We start from the raw sequence: 17,473 nt of genomic DNA on the forward strand, positions 1-17,473 counted from the left end.
AATAAATTGGGTGCATGTCAATTTTGTTAATCCCTGATTCAGATCCCCCTAAATCCCCCTTAATAAGGGGGACTTTTCAATCTAGTTCCCCCCTTTTTTAAGGGGGGTTAGGGGGGATCTATGTACCTAATTACAAAGTTGACATGCTCCCTAATAAATTCTATATAATAGCGTTTCCATATAGTAATGAAGTAAACAGTATTTTCCCCGATTACCTACACCCTACACCCTACTCCCTACTCCCTACTCCCTACTCCCTTTGCTATCTATGATTAACTCTGAATCCTTAAAAGCTATTGAAAACGCTAGAACAAATGACAATATTGGTAAACCCCTTTATGACTCCTATTGTTTCTCCCAGATTCCGCAGATGATCTATCATCTGCTCACTGGTCAAGGAAACATGGGATTACCTAGGAGTGTATTAGGAGAATTACCGGATCGCTATGATAAGGTGATTCTGATTTTTGTTGATGCTTTCGGGTGGCGCTTTTTTCAGGACTATGTTGAACAATCGGAATTTTTGAAGCGGTTTGTAGTAGAAGGTGTCGCTTCTAAATTGACTACCCAGTTTCCCTCCACAACTGCTGCTCATGTTACTACTATTCACTCAGGGCTTCCGGTTGGTGAGAGTGGTGTCTTCCATTGGTTTTACTATGAGCCGCTGTTGGATGATATTATTGCTCCCTTGATGTTTTCGTTTGCGGGTGATAAGCAACGGGGAACCTTGGAAACCACTGGCATTTCTGAGCAAAGCCTTTTCCCTACCCAAACTCTCTATCAAAAATTGCAACAGTATGGTGTGCAATCCTATTGTTTTCAACACTACAATTATGCTTACTCTCCTTTTTCACGAGTGGTGTGTGATGGGGCAACGACTGTTCCCTACAAAACTATTCCTGAAGCATTAGTTAACCTGACTGAAGCAGCGATCGCTGAATCCCAGAAGAGCTACTTTTTCCTGTATCTCGATACTATTGATGGCATGGCTCATAAATACGGTCCTGGCTCGCTACAGTTCCAGGCTGAAGTTAGCACACTTTTGCTAACCATGGAGCGACTTTTATATCAGAAGGTAGCTGGTAAGCTGAAGAATACATTATTACTAATTACTGCTGATCATGGACAAATAGAGATTTCACCAGAGACTACTATTTATTTGAATCAGCTTACTCCTTCTATTGAGCAGTTTATTAAACGGAATGCCCAAGGTAAACTCTTAGTGCCAGCGGGGTCATGTCGGGATATGGTGTTGTACATTCAGGAAGACCATTTGGATAAAGTCTATGATTTGCTGACGGAGCAGTTGGCAGATCGAGCAACAGTATACCGCACCACCACATTAACTGAAGAAGGCTATTTCGGTACAGGTGAACTCTCGCCACTATTGCTGAATCGGTTAGGCAATTTAGTTATTTTACCGAATAAGTATGAAACGGTTTGGTGGTATGAAGAAGACCGCTTTGAACAACACAAGTTGGGCGCTCATGGGGGATTGTCAAAGGAAGAGATGGAAACGATTTTGTTAGCTATTGATTGTTAAAAGTTGGTTGAAGGTTGAAGAGGGTTGAAGGTTGAAGGTTGGTTGGTTGGTTGAAGATTGAAGGTTGTTCGCGTAGCGTGGCCGAAAGGCCAAGGTTGAAGGTTTGTTTGAAGGTTGAAGGTTTGGTTTAAAGTTGAAGGGTTAAGGTTGGTTGTTTGGTTGAAGCTTGAAGGCTTAAGAGTTAAGGTTGTTTGCTTTAAGGTTGTTTGGTTTTCGGATATCTTGACTACTCTTCCCGATTCCCGATTCCCGATTCCCGATTCCCGATTCCCGATTCCCGATTCCCGATTCCCTAAAACCACTGCTATCATCTAGCTGAAACTTGGACTTATTTTTATTTATAAAAAGAATTTATAGCATTGCCTGCTTCAACAACTGTCTGGACTATTGCTCCAAACAGTTGTATTTTTTTACGCCAACAAAAAAAAGCAGGGACTTGCGTGAGATAAAAATAGGAATTACAGTAGTGTGGGAAAAGTAATTTAATCGTGACTACTCATTTTAACCAAACCGTTTTTGCCCATCCGATGAGCTAAAAACTGGTATTTTTTTTGGCTACCCCCTCATCCTTGCCATGGAGTCGTGCAATTGGTGATGACTACTTCTGAACTAGAAACTGCCGTGAAGTGCTATCGAGAAGCACTATTTAACTTCAAAGAGTCTAAATCTCCTCAAGAAAAGGAAGTGTTAGAGATTTTGAATGCCAGGGATGCTGTGCAGGCTGCTTGGAGTAAGTGTAATCAGGTGTCTACAACTGATCAACAGCAACTGGTTGAGTTGGACACTCTGCTGAAGAACAAAGCAGAACAGATTACCAAAGTCATCGAGTTAGCTAAGTACCGAAAAAGTTTTCAGCCTCCCGCCGCTGCGTGGTGGTGGCAATTGGAAACAGAGGCACCACTTCATCCCTGGGATCGGTGGGATTGGTTGTTGAAAGTGGTGACAGTGAGCAGTTGGACAGTGAATCTGAGCTTGTTGGTGGATATTGTGCCCCGATTTCTGAGTGCTGGAACCGGATTTCCTGGAGTAGTAATGGTGGCGTTTCCGAGTATCTTAACCCTATTGCAAGCCAGAAGCGAACTGACCCAGGCCGGAAAAGAAGGGTTTGAAAAATTACTCAACAGCCTGCCTATTCCCAAGCATTACCATGAAGAAGCCAAGTTAGCTTTCACATTATTCGTGTCTGCGATTATAGTCCTATTATCCTCGAACAAGCCAGCTTTTTCCGATTGGTACAATCGCCAGGGAGTCAAGAAATATCATCAGGGGCAATTGGCTGGTGCTGAAGCTGACTATCTTCAGGCTTTGGCTCTCGATCCAGACAATGCCAAGGCTCACTATAATCTAGGGTCCCTCTACGAAGACCTGCAAGAGTTTGATAAAGCCAAGAGTCAATATCAATTTGCTGTTAAGGGGAATCTGATTAGAGCACAGAACAATTTGGCTCGTTTGTGGATATTGGAGAATAAACCAGAATTGGCTACATCTCTGCTGTGGAAGAATTTACAGGAGATGGAAAATCAGCCCTTGAGGATCAGATACAACTTGATGAAAAATTTCGGTTGGGCATTGTTACAACAACAGCAACTAAAGCAAGGGGAGAACTTTCTAACCGGAGCGATCGCTTTAGCCACTACACCAGAGGGATTAGAGCAAATCACAACTCGCGCTTCAGCCCACTGTTTGTTGGCTCAGGTCTATGAACAGCAAACGCGGAATGGCGAAGCCCTTGAACAATGGCAAAAGTGTTGCCAACTAGGTTCAATTGTTAATCCCGATGAACCGAAATGGTTGAATTTAGCTCACAAAGCGTTAAAGGAGGCAGGGAAGTCATCATGCAATGGAAAAAATGGAAACTCTTGATTTACTTGGTTTTGGGGTTGACCTTGGTAGTCTGCTTAGCCAGATTAGCTGATCACGGCAGACCAGGTCATCCCATCGGAGGTGGTTTCAATCTAGTTGTGGCTCTTCGTCCTCAAGGTCAGGTGAAACTGAAGCGTTCCACTTGGCCCGATTATCAGCCAGCCTTTATTGGTGTCTCACTCGCTGCTACCGATCAACTGTTACTGGGCAGCAATACCTTTGCTAAAGTACTTTGCCAGAACTTAACGGAGTGGGAACCGGAGGGTGGCAGAGACTATATTGTCTCTGAAGGCTGTGCTCCTACCTCAAAGCCAAAGCTATTAAAATATGACCAGGATAAAGTGATTGAGAGATCAAGCAATAATCCAGACATTCCCTATATTCTAAGACCTCGGGATAGTTCTGTGCTCAATCAGCAACCGCTATTGCGCTGGCATGAGGTTGAGGGTGCCAGCACTTACCAGGTGAGGGTGATTGGTCCAGGGGTGGAGTGGGAGCAGCAAACTAGTGCAACGGAGATAGTTTACTCAGGAAACCAGTCCCTACAACCAGGTGCTCGTTATTGGTTAATTGTCAAGACTGACCAAGGCCAAAGTTATAAACAGGAAGGGAGTTCCGGGTTTACCATCCTCGATCAGGAAAAAGCCCAGGAGGTATCAGCAGCAGCAGAGGAAATTAAGCAAAAGCAGTGGAGTAAGCCAGCAGAAGCACTAGCCTTGGCTCATTTGTACCGCAGTTATGGCTTAAACACTGAAGCCATTGACCTGCTGGAAACGGCTTTGGGTGATGGATCTGAGTCGATCCGGATTTATCAACTTCTGGGGGACATTTACCAACAAGTGGGATTAAATCGCCTAGCTAGGGAGCGTTACCTGCAAGCCCTAGAACTGGCCAAGGCAGCAGGAGATTTAGACACTCAAGCTCAAGTGCTTGGGGGGCTGGCAGTCACCAGTGGGATTATCGGCCAGAAGGATGAAGCGATCGCGTGGCTAGAGCAAGGGAAAGAGGTTTATCAAACCTTGGGAGATCAGGTCAGGGCAGGTCAACTGGAACAAAAAATACGTGATATTTTAGGAAGCTAATCGTTGATCAAGCCAAAAATCTTAATAGACCTCTGGCAAAAGTATTTTTCTGATAGTATTTGCGTCAATTCTTGTCCACTGTTCCCTGTTCCCGTCTTGATGCAGTCGCTCATGGGGGAAACCCCCAAGACCGCGCTGCATCGCTGTTCCCTGTTCCCTACTTCTGCAAGAAGTCTAATCAAACCAGGGCTGATGGCGGCTACCATAGTCGGTGTGATTGGGATCACGGCAGCTGTTCCCCTGCCACCATGGGAACAGACGGGTATAGCCCAAGCCCAAGAAAGCTCACCATCAACTGAGCCAAGGGAGTCTGTTATTGCAAGAAAACTAGCAGAAGCATCTCGACTTAATCAGCAAGTGTTGGAGCTTTACCAACAAAGAAAGTACTCAGAAGCCATCCCCCTATGGGAAAGAGAATTAGAGATTCGGCAACAAGTCCTAGGACCAGACCACCCAGATGTAGCAGCTAACCTCAACTACCTGGGTGTCCTGTACTCTAGCCAGGGCAGGTACCAAGAAGCCGAATCCCTCTTCCAGCAAGCCTTACAGCTTAGGAAACGGTGGCTAGGAGAGGAACACCCAGATGTGGCAGAAAGCCTCAACTACCTGGGTGTCCTGTACTCTAGCCAGGGCAGGTACCAAGAAGCGGAACCCCTCTACCAGCAAGCCTTAGACCTGGATAAACGCTTGCTAGGAGAGCAACACCCTTCTGTGGCCACCAGCCTCAACAACCTGGCGGGACTGTACTATAGCCAGGGTAGGTACCAAGAGGCCGAACCCCTCTACCAGCAAGCCTTAGACCTGGATAAACGGTTCCTAGGACCAGACCACCCAGATGTGGTCACCACCCTCAACAACCTGGCGGGACTTTACTATAGCCAGGGCAGGTACCAAGAAGCGGAACCCCTCTACCAGCAAGCCTTAGACCTGGATAAACGGTTGCTAGGAGAGAAACACCCTTCTGTGGCAACTAGCCTCAACAACCTGGCGGGACTATACTCTAGCCAGGGCAGGTACCACAAGGCCGAACCCCTCTACCAGCAAGCCTTACAACTGAGGAAACGCTTGCTAGGAGAGCAACACCCTTTTGTGGCCACCAGCCTCAACAATCTGGCTGTCCTGTACTCTAGCCAGGGTAGGTACCAAGAGGCCGAACCTCTATTCCAGCAAGCCTTACAGCTGAGGAAACGGTTGCTAGGAGAGGAACACCCAGATGTGGCCACCAGCCTCAACAACCTGGCGGGACTGTACTATAGCCAGGGCAGGTACCAAAAGGCCGAACCCGTCTTCCAGCAAGCCTTACAGCTGAGGAAACGGTGGCTAGGAGACCAACACCCTTTTGTGGCCACCAGCCTCAACAACCTGGCTATCCTGTACTCTCGCCAGGGCAGATACCAAGAGGCCGAACCCCTCTACAAGCAAGCGTTACAGCTGAGGAAACGCTTGCTAGGAGAGCAACACCTAGATGTGGCCACTAACCTCAACAACCTGGCGGAACTGTACTCTAGCCAGGGCAGGTACCAAGAGGCCGAACCCCTTTTCCAGCAAGCGTTACAGCTGATGAAACGGTGGCTAGGAGAAGAACACCCTTCTGTGGCAACTAGCCTCAACAACCTGGCGGGACTATACTCTAGCCAGGGCAGGTACCAAGAGGCCGAACCCCTCTACCAGCAAGCTTTACAGCTGAGGAAACGGGTGCTAGGAGAGGAACACCCTTCTGTGGCCACCACCCTCAACAACCTGGCGGGACTATACTCTAGCCAGGGCAGGTACCAAAAGGCCGAACCCCTCTACCAGCAAGCCTTACAACTGAGGAAACAGTTGTTAGGACCAGACCACCCTTTTGTGGCCATCACCCTCAACAACCTGGCGCTACTGTATCACGCTCAAAGTAAGATTACCTCTGCCCTTGAGCTGTTCGAGCAAGGATTGGAGGTAGAAGAACGCAACCTCCACTCCAATTTGGTGGCTGGTTCTGAGCCTCAAAAGCAAAAGTACCTTTATACTATCTCTGATACCACAGACCAAGTCATTTCTCTGCACCTCAACGCAGCTGCCAACAATGCCAGAGCAGCCCGTCTGGCCTTGACTACCGTCCTGCGGCGAAAAGGTCGTGTTCTCGATTTCATCACCAACAGCCAGCAAATCCTGCGTCAAAGCTTAGACCCTGAAAGCCAGAGGTTACTCGATGACCTCAACGCTACCCGCACTCAACTAGCCAACCTGACCTACAACCGACCCCCAAATCTACCTCTTGAAGACTATCAAGAGAGGTTCAAGTCTCTCTCTGAACAAGCCAACCAATTAGAGGATCAAATTAGCCGTCGCAGCCCTGACTTTCGCACAGCTAACCACAGTGTGACTATCGAAGCCATTCAAAAGCTGATTCCAGCTAATACCGCCCTAGTGGAATTGGTCAAGTATCGACCTTTCAATCCTAAAGCGAAAGAAGGTAAACCTTGGGGTCCCCCTCGCTACGCCGCCTACGTGCTTCATTCCCAAGGAGACCCCCAAGGCATTGACTTAGGGGAGGTTGAGTTGATTGAACCAGACCTGGAGCTATTTCGGCTCTCTCTCCAAGACAAAAAAACACCCACAGCTGATTTGAAGCAAGCCGCACGGCAAGTGGATCAGAGGTTGATGGAGCCTGTGCGCAAACTGTTAGGGTCCACTCGATATATCTTACTTTCCCCGGAGGGAGAGCTCAACCTGATTCCCTTTGAAGCCCTGGTGGATCAGCAGCAGCAGTATCTGGTAGAAAACTATCGCTTTAGTTACCTGACCTCTGGCAGGGACTTACTGAGATTATCCCAGGAATCTGCCAGTCAAACTCCTCCGGTGGTGTTGGGCAATCCTGACTTTGACCGTTCTGCTGGTGAATTGATTGCTAATCAAAATCATAGCAATCTCCCCAGTGCCCACCTTACCCGTTCCATTGACCTATCAAAGCTGGACTTTTCACCATTACCAGGCACCGCTGAGGAAGTACAAGAAATCGCTAAGAAGCTGGGAGTAGACCCTCTACTGGGGGCTAAGGCCACAGAGTCAGCAGTCAAACAAGTCAACAGTCCGAGGATACTGCATATTGCTACCCATGGTTTCTTTGAAAATTCTCCCAATCCAGAACTGCCCACACTCTATGACAATCCCATGCTGTTGTCCGGACTAGTGCTAGCAGGGGTTAAGCAGAAGCCTACAGCTCCAGAGAATGGGGTACTCACTGCCTTGGAAGCCGTAGGACTTAACTTGTCTGGCACCGAGTTAGTTGTCTTATCCGCTTGCGATACCGGTTCCGGACGGATTAGTTCAGGAGAGGGTATCTATGGCTTGCGTCGGGCTTTTGTGATTGCTGGTTCACAAACTCAGCTGATCAGTTTGCGCAAGGTAGAGGATAAAGCCACCAAAGAGCTGATGCTGGCTTACTATCAGCGCTTGCTAGACCAGAACATGGGGCGCACCGAGGCTCTGCGGCAGACTCAACTGCAACTGTTGAAAGACAAGGAGTATCAGCATCCTTATTATTGGGCGAGTTTTATTGTTTCGGGCAACTGGCGACCGATGAAGAGTGTGGCGACTTTAAGGGGGTGGGTGTTGCTGGTTGTATGTATATTATCTGTATTGTGCGTAGTGTGGGTAGTAGTTTGTCGGATGGGCAAAAACCCTTTGGTTAAAATGAGTATTCACGATTAAATTACTTTGCCCACCCTACTTTAATTTTATTACCCCGATTCCCGATTCCCGATTCCCGATTCCCGATTCCCGACTCCCTTTGTAACATGAACAGTCTAAAAGACTATCTACAAACCACTCCAATCATCGATTGGCAACATCCTACAATTCTGGAACTGGCGAAGACAATTAGCCTAGAGCATCAAACATCGAATGCTTACGCAAAAGCCTGTTTTGAATGGGTTCGAGACCACATTTGCCATAGCGTTGACTATAAAATGAACCCTGTCACCTGTCGTGCCTCGGATGTACTTAAGTATAAAACCGGTTATTGTTATTCAAAAAGCCATTTGCTAGCTGCCCTATTACGAGCGAATGGAATTCCAGCAGGCTTTTGTTATCAGCGATTAAGTATTCATGACGATGGTGAGCCTTACAGTTTGCATGGTTTTAATGCCGTTTACTTAGCTGAATTCGGTTGGTATCGAATTGATCCCAGAGGAAACCGTGAGGGAATTGATGCTCAATTCAATCCCCCAAAGGAGCAATTAGCTTTCAGCATTCGATTTCCTGAAGAAGCTGACTTTCCTAACATTTTTTCTGAACCACTTCCTATAGTTATCGAAGCATTACAGGCTGGCACTACTTGGGATGAAATGCTTGGTAGTCTTCCAGATGTTTTGTTGTAGAAATGGGAAGAATGAAGAATTTAGAATGAAGAATTAAGAATTAAGAATTAAGAATTAAGCTGCGTAGGGTGCGTTAGGGGCGGGCTCGAACTCATGTTCACGGTTGCCAGGGTTGGAATAGTCCGCCCCGTAACGCACCAGCTGTAAAGGTAGGGAACAGCGGATCTGGGAACAGGGAACAGGCAAGATGCCCGTTCCACCAGTAGGCTTCCCTAAAGTGTGGTAAGTGTGGTAAGTGTGGGGAGGGAGAGAAAAAAAAATGAGCGATCGCAAAATTATTAAAGTAAGCGATCGCTACATCCAAAACAAGCAATCTGTCCAGTATTTTACCATTCGGGAACCTTAAGCTATCCACTATCAGCTATCAGCTAATGCACTAAGCGCACGGCTGAACGCGCAGGCGTGAGCTTTTAGCGCACGGCTGAATGCTTACCCGAAACCTGGAAAGGCTACGGGATGCTATTGAAGAGCCGGTACTGGAACGCCCTAAAAAATCTTAAGCTAAAAACTGTAGGATTAAAGTCAGTAACTGCGAATGGCACGATGGTTAAAACCACCTCCAAACTCACGTTTGACCAATACCTGGAATACGATGACGGTACAGATAACCGTTATGAACTGGTTGATGGGGAGTTAGTACAATTGCCACCAGAGAGTGAACCAAACAGTTGGAGGGCGATGTGGCTAATGTATCAATTAGCCCAACACATTAACCCTCGTTTAATCAGGATACACGATTGTGAATTGCAAGTTCCAGGAAATCCTCAAAACCGCTATCCTGATTTGGTAGTGATTACAGAAGAACATCTTGTTCAAACGGAAAAACGCCTCACTATCACCCTTGATATGGAACCCCCACAGTTTGTTGCGGAGGTAGTTAGCCCCTACAGAAACCAAAATGATGAAAACTACCAACGTGATTACAGTGATAAAGTAAAACAATACCAACAAAGGGCTATTCCTGAATATTGGATTATTGACTCCCAAGGGCAATTAGTAACTGTGCTACTCTTGAAAGACGGTAGTTATCAAAAACAAGAATTTAGGGGTAATCAGCAGATTGTTTCCCAGACTTTCTGTGATTTGAAGTTGACGGCTTTAGAGGTAATCAGTGCGTAAGCTATAGCAATTATTCTTTGGGGAATATATAAATTATTCGGTTTTAGGGAGTAGGGAGCAGGGAGCAGGGAGCAGGGAGCAGGTAAGAGGGAAGCCGGAAGTGATAAGAGGTAAAAAATTATATGTACCTCATAGCTATGATAAACGTTATAATTTAGGGTACCTAAATGAATTTTGATAATTTTTATTCCCTACTCTCTACTCTCTGCTCCCTACTCCCTACTCCCTACTCCCTTACCCAATTACTTTTTCCATCCTAAACCGTTCAAACCCTACCCCACTGAGGAATACAGTCTCCGGTTCAATAATAGTAAATCCCTGTTTGAGAAAGAAATACTTAGAAATTATGCTAGCTTCAGTATAGAGACAATTAACCCCTTGCCTTAAGGCTTCATCTTCTAATTGTTGGTAAATCGCTGTAGCATAACCCTGGCGAGAGTAGTCTTTTGCCGTAAACAGTAAATCAATGTGATTAGCGGGATGTAATTGACCAAAAGCCGCTATATTATTGCTATCAACCGCAACAAGTGTTATTCCCATACTCAGCCGTTTTATAAACTGGTCGATATCCTTAGGATAGGATGACAAAATCTCTACTTGTTTACGATCATACGCTTGTGAAGCTATCCCCATGATAGCATTTTTGTAGACATCTAAAACAGTTTTAGCATCTGATACTTGGTAGTTACGGATTAACATCTGTCTCAGAGATTACTCTTGCCTCTTGCCTTTTGCCTTAGTGGTGCGTTACGGTGCGGACTATCTCAACGCTGGCTACAAGGTTCAAGATGAGGGCAAGTTCGCCCCTAACGCACCCTACTGGACTATTTTCTTTCAATTTAACTTATAACGAGCAGTCCACAGTATTTTCCTGAATAATGGAATATCTCTGAAAATTTTCAACAAACCAATTTTCTTTTCTGGTTCATCAAGATAAAACCAATCATCAAGGAATTCAATACCGGAATTCCAAGCCTCCAAGTCTTGACTGTCTTTAATTCCAAACTTGAACGTAGCATCTTTGCCAAACTGCAAATCCCGTTGTAATTTTCTGTTCATTATTCCTTGCAGAGGCTGCTTTAACCAAGCCGCATTGACAAATTCAGCAATAAGTTCACAACCTGGAAAGGTTGATTGCAGTTTCAATACTAATGATTTTACCTCCTCTTCTTGAAGGTACATAAACAGGCCTTCTGCCATAAATAAAACTGAATCAGCCTTCAACTCTTTGATTAGTTCCATCCATTCATAATTCAATACCGAAGACGGAATAAAGCGATAGCGTTCAGTTTCTGGCAACAATTTCTTTTTAACTGCTATCACCTCTGGTAAATCCAGGTCATAGAAGATAAGCTTTCCGTTATCGATCCGGTGGAAACGAGTATCTAAGCCACAAGCAATATTAACCACAATTCCGTTATGCGATCGCTCCAGGAAATTTCTGGCATAATCATCATAGCGTTTGGCGCGCATAGCAACATGAACCACCACTTTTTTTTCTACCTTGCCCTTAGCTAACCTTTGATAAAGCTTGTTATCTGATTGGGATAATTCAGGGTTTAATTTATGAGTAATTTCAACAGCTAATGGATCCTCTAAAATTGGATCTCTTGACTGGCTTTCTAGGGCATGGCAATAGAAAGTTAGTAGGGATGTTGCTGCTACATCACTGATTTCAGTATTGAGTAATTTAGGAATTTCCATATAATTTATCAGCTAATGTTAATTTTTAACGACCAGCAGTGGTTATAAGACTGCAAGCTTCGGATTGATCCGGTGGGTGGAACGAGCATCTTGCCCGTTACAATCGGACAAACTTTCCCAAAACTGGCTACCAAGAAAATCAGGGCGAGCCCGTCCCTAAAGCACCACTAGCAACACTTGCACGCGCAGCAGATGTACCTTAATAAAAATCTCCCCATCTCCCCATCTCCCCACCCTGCCCACCCTCTACTTAATTATAGGTATTCAACCAGACTTGATATAAGCTGTTTTGAGGGCGTTTATACCAATCTACTATGGCAACCATTAACGATAACTACCTCAAACTCAAAGCTGGCTACCTATTTCCCGAAATTGCGCGACGGGTCAATACTTTCGCAGAAGCCAATCCCGATGCTAAGCTAATCAAGCTGGGGATTGGTGATGTTACCGAACCACTACCAGCAGCCTGCCGCACCGCCATAATCAAAGCCGTTGAAGAAATGGGCGATCGCGCCACCTTCAAAGGTTATGGTCCAGAGCAAGGCTACCCTTGGTTAAGGGAAAAAATTGCTAGCCACGATTTCCAAGGGCGGGGGTGTGAGATTGAGGCTGGGGAAATTTTCATCTCCGATGGCTCCAAGTGCGACACTGGCAACATTCTCGACATCTTTGGGAACGATAACACGATTGCCGTTACTGACCCAGTTTATCCCGTGTATGTAGACACCAACGTGATGGCTGGTCATACCGGAGATGCTAATGATGCGGGTAAGTATGAGGGTTTGGTTTATCTACCGATTACCGCCGAGAATAACTTCACCGCTGAGATTCCTTCCGAGAAAGTTGATTTAATTTACCTGTGCTTCCCTAATAACCCTACCGGAGCAACCGCTAGCAAAGACTACCTCAAAACTTGGGTAGACTATGCCAAAGCTAATGGCTCGGTCATTTTCTTTGATGCAGCCTACGAAGCCTTTATCACTGACCCAGACCTACCCCACTCCATCTACGAGATTGACGGAGCAAGGGATTGTGCCATTGAATTCCGGTCTTTTTCCAAAAATGCAGGCTTTACCGGCACCCGCTGTGCATTAACAGTAGTACCAAAGACCCTAACAGCCAAAGCATCCGATGGTTCAGATGTAGAACTGTGGAAACTTTGGAACCGCCGCCATTGTACTAAGTTTAATGGGGTTTCCTATATTGTACAACGAGGCGCTGAAGCCGTTTATTCTGAAGAAGGCCAAGGGCAAGTTAAAGCACTAGTCAACTTCTATCTGGAAAATGCCAAAATTATTTGCGATCAACTAACAGCGGCTGGATTAACCGTATATGGTGGCGTAAATGCCCCTTACGTTTGGGTTAAAACACCTAATGGTCTATCCAGTTGGGATTTCTTTGATAAATTACTCAACACTGCCAATGTAGTCGGAACCCCTGGTTCTGGATTTGGTGCTGCCGGGGAAGGCTATTTCCGCATTTCCGCATTTAACAGTCGGGAAAATGTAGACGAAGCGATGCAGCGGATTACCGAGAAATTCAAAGTTTAGTTTTAGGGTAGGGTGTAGGGTTACCAGGTGTATTATTTAGTAATAAATTCAATAAATTTTATCTGCTATATCCTACGCTCTACACCCTATTTTAAATTATAATTCGCCCCAGTTGTCGGTAAATTTAAATTCCCGATTCCCGATTCCCGATTCCCGATTCCCGATTCCATTTTTTAAAAATAAGGAAAAAAATCATGTCAATTAAAGTCTACGGTATCCCCAACTGCGGAACTTGTAAAAAAGCATTTAAATGGCTCCAAGATAACAGTGTTGATTATGATTTTATTAATACTAAAGAGCATCCACCAACTGCTGATATGATTAGCAGCTGGGTAGAAGCATTGGGCTCTAAACCCATGCGTAATACCTCTGGTAAATCCTATCGTGAAATAGGTGAAGAAAAAAAGACTTGGACAGATGAAGAGTGGGTTGAAGCCTTTGCAAAAGATGCGATGCTGCTGAAACGACCCCTATTTGTGAAGGATGGCACAGCGGTATTGGTAGGGTTTAGAGCAAATGAAGAAACGATACGAGAAAAATTGAAACTATAGCATTTTTAACCTTGAGAAAGGCAAGAGGCAAAAGGCAACAGGCAAGAGGCAATCGCTCATCTGACTCCCCATCTCCCCATCTCCCCATCTCCCCATCTCCCCATCTCCCCATCTCCCCAACTCCCTACTATAGAATAAACAACATTGCAAACTATCGAGCCCAAAGTTCAATGAGTAAAGAAACAGATATAGTTGTAATTGGCAGTGGGATTGGTGGTTTATGCTGCGCCTCTCTTCTAGCTCGCTACGGTTTTAACGTCACAGTCTGCGAGAGCCACTCAATCCCTGGTGGTGCTGCTCACGCTTTTGAGCGCAATGGATTCAAATTTGACTCCGGTCCGTCTCTTTACTCAGGTTTGTCTTACAGCCCTTCTTCCAATCCTCTGCGACAACTGCTAGATGCCATCGGTGAGGATTTAACATGGGAAACCTACAATACATGGGGTTGCCGTTTGCCTGAAGGTGACTTTGACACATCCGTTGGTGCGGATCAGTTTTGTGAGGTTCTAGCCAGGCTTCGTGGTAATGATGCTGTCACCGAATGGCGTGAGCTCCAGCGGGTGATGGAACCCCTAGCTAAGGCTGCGATCGCAATTCCCCTCACTGCCATCCGTTTTGATCTCGGCGCACTGGTCACCCTCAGCCGATTTGCCCCCTCTTTTCTACGATATGCTGGGGATTCTATCAAGCTCAGAGGACCCTTTAGCCAGATTATGGACGGTGTTCTCAAAGACAACTTTAGCCGTAATTGGCTCGATTTGCTTTGTTTTCTATTATCCGGACTACCAGCGGATGGAACCATTGCGGCAGAGATGGCCTTTATGTTTGCGGAATGGTATCGACCAGGGGTAGTGCTAGACTATCCCATTGGTGGTAGTGGTGCCCTGGTTGATGCCCTGGTGCGGGGATTAGAAAAACATGGCGGTCAGTTGATAGTTAATGCTCATGTTGAAGAAGTGATAGTTGAGCACAACCGTGCCGTAGGTGTGCGTCTGCGGGGCAGCAAAGAAATCCGAGCCCGTAAAGCAGTAGTGTCTAATATCTCAGTATGGGATACCCTCAAACTACTGCCAGATTCAGCAATACCAAAATCCTATCGAGCCAAGAGAAACGCCACCCCTGAGTGTGACAGCTTCATGCATCTCCACTTAGGCATTGATGCTGAAGGACTACAAAAAGACCTAGCCTGCCACTACATTATCGTTAATGACTGGGAAAAAGGTGTTACCGCTCCCCAGAATATAGTAGTGCTATCGATTCCATCCCTTCTAGACCCATCCCTAGCACCACCAGGAAAACACGTGATTCACGTTTATACTCCAGGTAACGAACCCTATGAACTCTGGCAGGGGATGAGTCGTAGCAGTGAAGCCTATGCGCAACAAAAGCAGGTGCGTGCAGAAATCATGTGGAAAGGATTGGAGCGGATCATTCCAGACATTCGTTCCCGTTGTGAAGTCACTCTAGTCGGTACACCGCTCACCCACGAACGCTTTCTGCGCCGCCACCGAGGTTCCTATGGTCCAGCCATTCGAGCAGGAGTTGGCATCTTTCCTGGTCCTGGCACACCCCTACCTGGACTAATGTGTTGTGGAGACTCAACCTTTCCCGGTATTGGCTTACCAGCCGTTGCCGCCAGCGGGATGATTACTGCCAATACCCTTGTACCGGTTTCAAAGCATTTGGAAATGCTAAAAACGATTGGGTTATAGCAAGGGAAGTAAAGGGAGCAGGGAGCAGGGACTTCGGAGCAGGGAACAGGGAACAGGGAACAGGGAACAGGGGGAAGAGTTTGGGATCTCCCCATCTCCCCATCTCCCCATCTCCCCATCTCCCCACACCTCCCGACTCCCGACTCCCGACTCCCGACTCCCGACTCCCGATTCCCGACTCCCGATTCCCGATTCCCGACTCCCTACTCCCTACTCCCTGTTTAAGGATCACCAACTAGCAAGAAAGCCGCCCAGAAGTAGGGATGGCTAAAGTTTTGTTTTCCAAATCCTGACAATTCTGAAGATAAACCAATTTTCTTGCCAGAGATAAATAAGTGATCATTCTCAATCCGGACATTGCCTCGAATCATGGCCAACTGTGCCTGTCGCAAGGCTTCAGTTTTACTCGGTGTCTTGTTCAACTGACGGTAAAACTCAGTAGTCAGCCCCATAGCCCCTTGGTCACTGACAGACCAAAGGGTTGCTAGAGTGGAGTCAACCCCTGCCTGAAACGCTGATCCAGCAAAACCTAACTCTGCTTCCCGATTTCCCAAAGCGGTTTGGCAAGCGCTGAGTACTAACAACTCTACCGATGGCTCATAAAATAGATTTTCCAATTCATCGAGCCCCAGTTTTCTGTCCCACATTTGAATGTAAGAATTTTCAGGAGCTCCTCGATTAAACTGAGCATGGGTAGCTAAGTGAATGATCCCAAATTTCCGTTTTTTTCGTTGAGCCTTTAAATTTTTCAGAGTGAAGCTTTCGTTTAGAAAATAGTCACCTTTCCACAGTTTTTTGTCGATAATTGTTTCTAACTCGACTTTTACCCAAGGCAAATCCTCTTTATCATAAAATTGGGAGGCTCCCATCGCCAGCAGTCGCAAGGATTGAACATTGGTAAACCGAGAATAGGTCAAACTAAGACTAGGCACCAGGCTGACACTATAATTTTCTATTAGATAGTTCTTTTGATCGTGCAGAGCAGCCAGGGGTAGGGAGCGCAACCCCTGATCCATGGCAAATATCAGGCTTTCGATCTTATTAGCTTTTAACTCAGCCTCCAACGGTCCTATCAGCCATTGGTAAAGTTGCTGAGCTGGTTTGAGATGATCCTTATCATCCTTGCTTCGGGGATTGATCAGTGTTCGATGAAAGGTTCTAGTCACAGCTAGGACTTCAGCACGATTTGCGTTATAGACTCGCCGCAGAACTGGATTACCATCTGCTGTGATCAGCAACAGTTCTAGCTGGTCATCGCTTTTTTGTAAGCATTTTTCGGGTTCTGAAGGTAGATCAGAGGGTCGGTAACCAAATCGTCGGTCAATTTCGGCTGCTGGGATTGCTGGAGTTTGGCATCGCGTTCCTGGCAATGTCAGGGAGTTTTGGACAAAACTGACGTAAATAACCCCAGTCTTGAGACCAGTCTCCCGCTCAAGCTCACGAGTGCGATCGCGTACATCATTCTGATTATAAATTTTGCTCTTGAGCGATCGCATAAAGTATGCCTGATATTCTTCTGTGAAGGCTTGTTCTATGCCATAGACTAGGTCACTTTTAACAGTCGCCTCCAGTGTGATTGGTTGCTCTACCAATGGTGGAACCTCTGGCGGTGTGATTGATGAGTTATCCGGTGTGGGGATTGTTGAGTCTACCTGTTGTGAAACTGTTAAATCATCCGGTAGTAAAACCGTTACATCATCGGGTGCTAGGACTGTGACATCATCCGTTGGTAGGACTGTTAAATCATTCAGTGCTGTACCGCTACCGGTGTCACCATCGGTTACTATACCGCTACCAGTGCCACCATCGGTTACTATACCGCTACCAGTGTCACCATCGGTTACTGTACCGCTACCAGTGTCACTATCGGTTACTGTACCAGTATCGGTGCCACCATCGGTTACTATACCGCTACCAGTGCCACCATCGGTTACTGTACCGCTACCAGTGCCACCATCGGTTACTGTACCGCTACCAGTGCCACCATCGGT

General features: G+C 46.2%; 17 protein-coding genes. 12 read left to right on the plus strand and 5 right to left on the minus strand.

All coding sequences use genetic code 11. The features are described 5' to 3' along the window. Positions 1 to 143 precede the first annotated feature (143 nt). The 7 genes from BJP37_RS44165 to BJP37_RS33780 all read left to right on the plus strand — a co-directional run bounded on the left by BJP37_RS44165 (position 144) and on the right by BJP37_RS33780 (position 8,846). Positions 144 to 272, plus strand: a complete 129-nt coding sequence (locus BJP37_RS44165) for a hypothetical protein (protein WP_269087106.1) — start codon at positions 144 to 146, stop codon at positions 270 to 272. After that, complete coding sequence (locus BJP37_RS33750; protein WP_081431424.1) at positions 269 to 1,543, plus strand: alkaline phosphatase family protein; 1,275 nt, start codon at positions 269 to 271, stop codon at positions 1,541 to 1,543. Before BJP37_RS44165 ends, BJP37_RS33750 begins: the two co-directional genes overlap by 4 nt. Positions 1,544 to 1,690: 147 nt before the next feature. Further along, the gene (locus BJP37_RS40555; RefSeq protein WP_158069880.1) at positions 1,691 to 1,858 is read left to right on the plus strand and encodes a hypothetical protein; all 168 of its coding nucleotides are present in this window, start codon (positions 1,691 to 1,693) and stop codon (positions 1,856 to 1,858) included. Between the two features lie 279 nt (positions 1,859 to 2,137). Continuing rightward, on the plus strand, positions 2,138 to 3,406 hold the full coding sequence (locus BJP37_RS33760) for a tetratricopeptide repeat protein (RefSeq protein WP_075905558.1): 1,269 nt from the start codon (positions 2,138 to 2,140) through the stop codon (positions 3,404 to 3,406). Continuing rightward, positions 3,379 to 4,488, plus strand: coding sequence for a tetratricopeptide repeat protein (locus tag BJP37_RS33765; protein WP_075905560.1), 1,110 nt, complete (start codon positions 3,379 to 3,381; stop codon positions 4,486 to 4,488). Before BJP37_RS33760 ends, BJP37_RS33765 begins: the two co-directional genes overlap by 28 nt. A 99-nt stretch (positions 4,489 to 4,587) precedes the next feature. Further along, entirely contained in the window at positions 4,588 to 8,178 is a 3,591-nt protein-coding gene (locus BJP37_RS33775; RefSeq protein WP_198954263.1) for a CHAT domain-containing tetratricopeptide repeat protein, read from the plus strand. 86 nt (positions 8,179 to 8,264) lie between these two features. After that, positions 8,265 to 8,846, plus strand: coding sequence for a transglutaminase-like domain-containing protein (locus BJP37_RS33780; protein ID WP_075905586.1), 582 nt, complete (start codon positions 8,265 to 8,267; stop codon positions 8,844 to 8,846). A 97-nt stretch (positions 8,847 to 8,943) separates the two neighbouring features. Here the strand turns inward: BJP37_RS33780 and BJP37_RS38070 are convergent, their stop codons facing one another. Beyond that, on the minus strand, positions 8,944 to 9,159 hold the full coding sequence (locus BJP37_RS38070; RefSeq protein ID WP_143727934.1) for a hypothetical protein: 216 nt from the start codon (positions 9,157 to 9,159) through the stop codon (positions 8,944 to 8,946). Positions 9,160 to 9,302: 143 nt separating this feature from the next. On the opposite strand from BJP37_RS38070, the gene BJP37_RS33785 reads away from it, so the two are divergent. Next, positions 9,303 to 9,965 carry a Uma2 family endonuclease gene (locus tag BJP37_RS33785; protein ID WP_229415543.1) on the plus strand — a complete coding sequence of 221 codons (663 nt, stop codon included), beginning with the start codon at positions 9,303 to 9,305 and terminating at the stop codon, positions 9,963 to 9,965. Positions 9,966 to 10,199: 234 nt separating this feature from the next. Here BJP37_RS33785 and BJP37_RS33790 read toward each other — a convergent pair whose 3' ends face one another. Both BJP37_RS33790 and BJP37_RS33795 read right to left on the minus strand, forming a co-directional pair. Continuing rightward, the gene (locus BJP37_RS33790; RefSeq protein ID WP_075905588.1) at positions 10,200 to 10,664 is read right to left on the minus strand and encodes a GNAT family N-acetyltransferase; all 465 of its coding nucleotides are present in this window, start codon (positions 10,662 to 10,664) and stop codon (positions 10,200 to 10,202) included. 135 nt (positions 10,665 to 10,799) lie between these two features. Continuing rightward, on the minus strand, positions 10,800 to 11,669 hold the full coding sequence (locus BJP37_RS33795; protein WP_075905590.1) for a class I SAM-dependent methyltransferase: 870 nt from the start codon (positions 11,667 to 11,669) through the stop codon (positions 10,800 to 10,802). Positions 11,670 to 11,983: 314 nt separating this feature from the next. On the opposite strand from BJP37_RS33795, the gene BJP37_RS33800 reads away from it, so the two are divergent. Next, positions 11,984 to 13,219, plus strand: a complete 1,236-nt coding sequence (locus BJP37_RS33800) for an LL-diaminopimelate aminotransferase (RefSeq protein WP_075905592.1) — start codon at positions 11,984 to 11,986, stop codon at positions 13,217 to 13,219. Between the two features lie 194 nt (positions 13,220 to 13,413). Next, entirely contained in the window at positions 13,414 to 13,770 is a 357-nt protein-coding gene (locus BJP37_RS33805; protein WP_075905594.1) for a Spx/MgsR family RNA polymerase-binding regulatory protein, read from the plus strand. On the opposite strand, the gene BJP37_RS44170 is transcribed toward BJP37_RS33805, so the two are convergent. Then, positions 13,765 to 13,890 (minus strand): hypothetical protein, encoded by a 126-nt coding sequence (locus BJP37_RS44170; protein WP_269087107.1) that lies wholly within the window; start codon positions 13,888 to 13,890, stop codon positions 13,765 to 13,767. The two genes, BJP37_RS33805 and BJP37_RS44170, sit on opposite strands and share 6 nt — an antisense overlap. Before the next feature lie 50 nt (positions 13,891 to 13,940). On the opposite strand from BJP37_RS44170, the gene BJP37_RS33810 reads away from it, so the two are divergent. Both BJP37_RS33810 and BJP37_RS38075 read left to right on the plus strand, forming a co-directional pair. Beyond that, positions 13,941 to 15,482: a phytoene desaturase family protein gene (locus BJP37_RS33810; protein WP_075905596.1), complete on the plus strand. Its 1,542-nt coding sequence runs from the start codon at positions 13,941 to 13,943 to the stop codon at positions 15,480 to 15,482. Next, the gene (locus BJP37_RS38075; protein WP_198954264.1) at positions 15,472 to 15,753 is read left to right on the plus strand and encodes a hypothetical protein; all 282 of its coding nucleotides are present in this window, start codon (positions 15,472 to 15,474) and stop codon (positions 15,751 to 15,753) included. Before BJP37_RS33810 ends, BJP37_RS38075 begins: the two co-directional genes overlap by 11 nt. Here the strand turns inward: BJP37_RS38075 and BJP37_RS33820 are convergent. After that, a partial coding sequence (locus BJP37_RS33820; RefSeq protein WP_143727935.1) for a CHAT domain-containing protein occupies positions 15,704 to 17,473 on the minus strand: 1,770 nt, incomplete at its 5' end. The genes BJP37_RS38075 and BJP37_RS33820 overlap by 50 nt on opposite strands.

It is taken from the genome of Moorena bouillonii PNG (assembly GCF_001942495.1).
Lineage (GTDB): Bacteria > Cyanobacteriota > Cyanobacteriia > Cyanobacteriales > Coleofasciculaceae > Moorena > Moorena bouillonii.

Bases quoted from the DNA above. Each gene is read 5' to 3' on its own strand.
- BJP37_RS33775 (WP_198954263.1), top strand. From the start codon at position 4,588: ATGCAGTCGCTCATGGGGGAAACCCCCAAGACCGCGCTGCATCGCTGT.
- BJP37_RS33805 (WP_075905594.1), top strand. From the start codon at position 13,414: ATGTCAATTAAAGTCTACGGTATCCCCAACTGCGGAACTTGTAAAAAA.
- BJP37_RS33795 (WP_075905590.1), bottom strand. From the start codon at position 11,669: ATGGAAATTCCTAAATTACTCAATACTGAAATCAGTGATGTAGCAGCA.
- BJP37_RS33780 (WP_075905586.1), top strand. From the start codon at position 8,265: ATGAACAGTCTAAAAGACTATCTACAAACCACTCCAATCATCGATTGG.
- BJP37_RS33750 (WP_081431424.1), top strand. From the start codon at position 269: ATGATTAACTCTGAATCCTTAAAAGCTATTGAAAACGCTAGAACAAAT.
- BJP37_RS44165 (WP_269087106.1), top strand. From the start codon at position 144: ATGCTCCCTAATAAATTCTATATAATAGCGTTTCCATATAGTAATGAA.
- BJP37_RS33810 (WP_075905596.1), top strand. From the start codon at position 13,941: ATGAGTAAAGAAACAGATATAGTTGTAATTGGCAGTGGGATTGGTGGT.
- BJP37_RS33765 (WP_075905560.1), top strand. From the start codon at position 3,379: ATGCAATGGAAAAAATGGAAACTCTTGATTTACTTGGTTTTGGGGTTG.
- BJP37_RS33790 (WP_075905588.1), bottom strand. From the start codon at position 10,664: ATGTTAATCCGTAACTACCAAGTATCAGATGCTAAAACTGTTTTAGAT.
- BJP37_RS33800 (WP_075905592.1), top strand. From the start codon at position 11,984: ATGGCAACCATTAACGATAACTACCTCAAACTCAAAGCTGGCTACCTA.
- BJP37_RS33785 (WP_229415543.1), top strand. From the start codon at position 9,303: ATGCTATTGAAGAGCCGGTACTGGAACGCCCTAAAAAATCTTAAGCTA.
- BJP37_RS33760 (WP_075905558.1), top strand. From the start codon at position 2,138: ATGACTACTTCTGAACTAGAAACTGCCGTGAAGTGCTATCGAGAAGCA.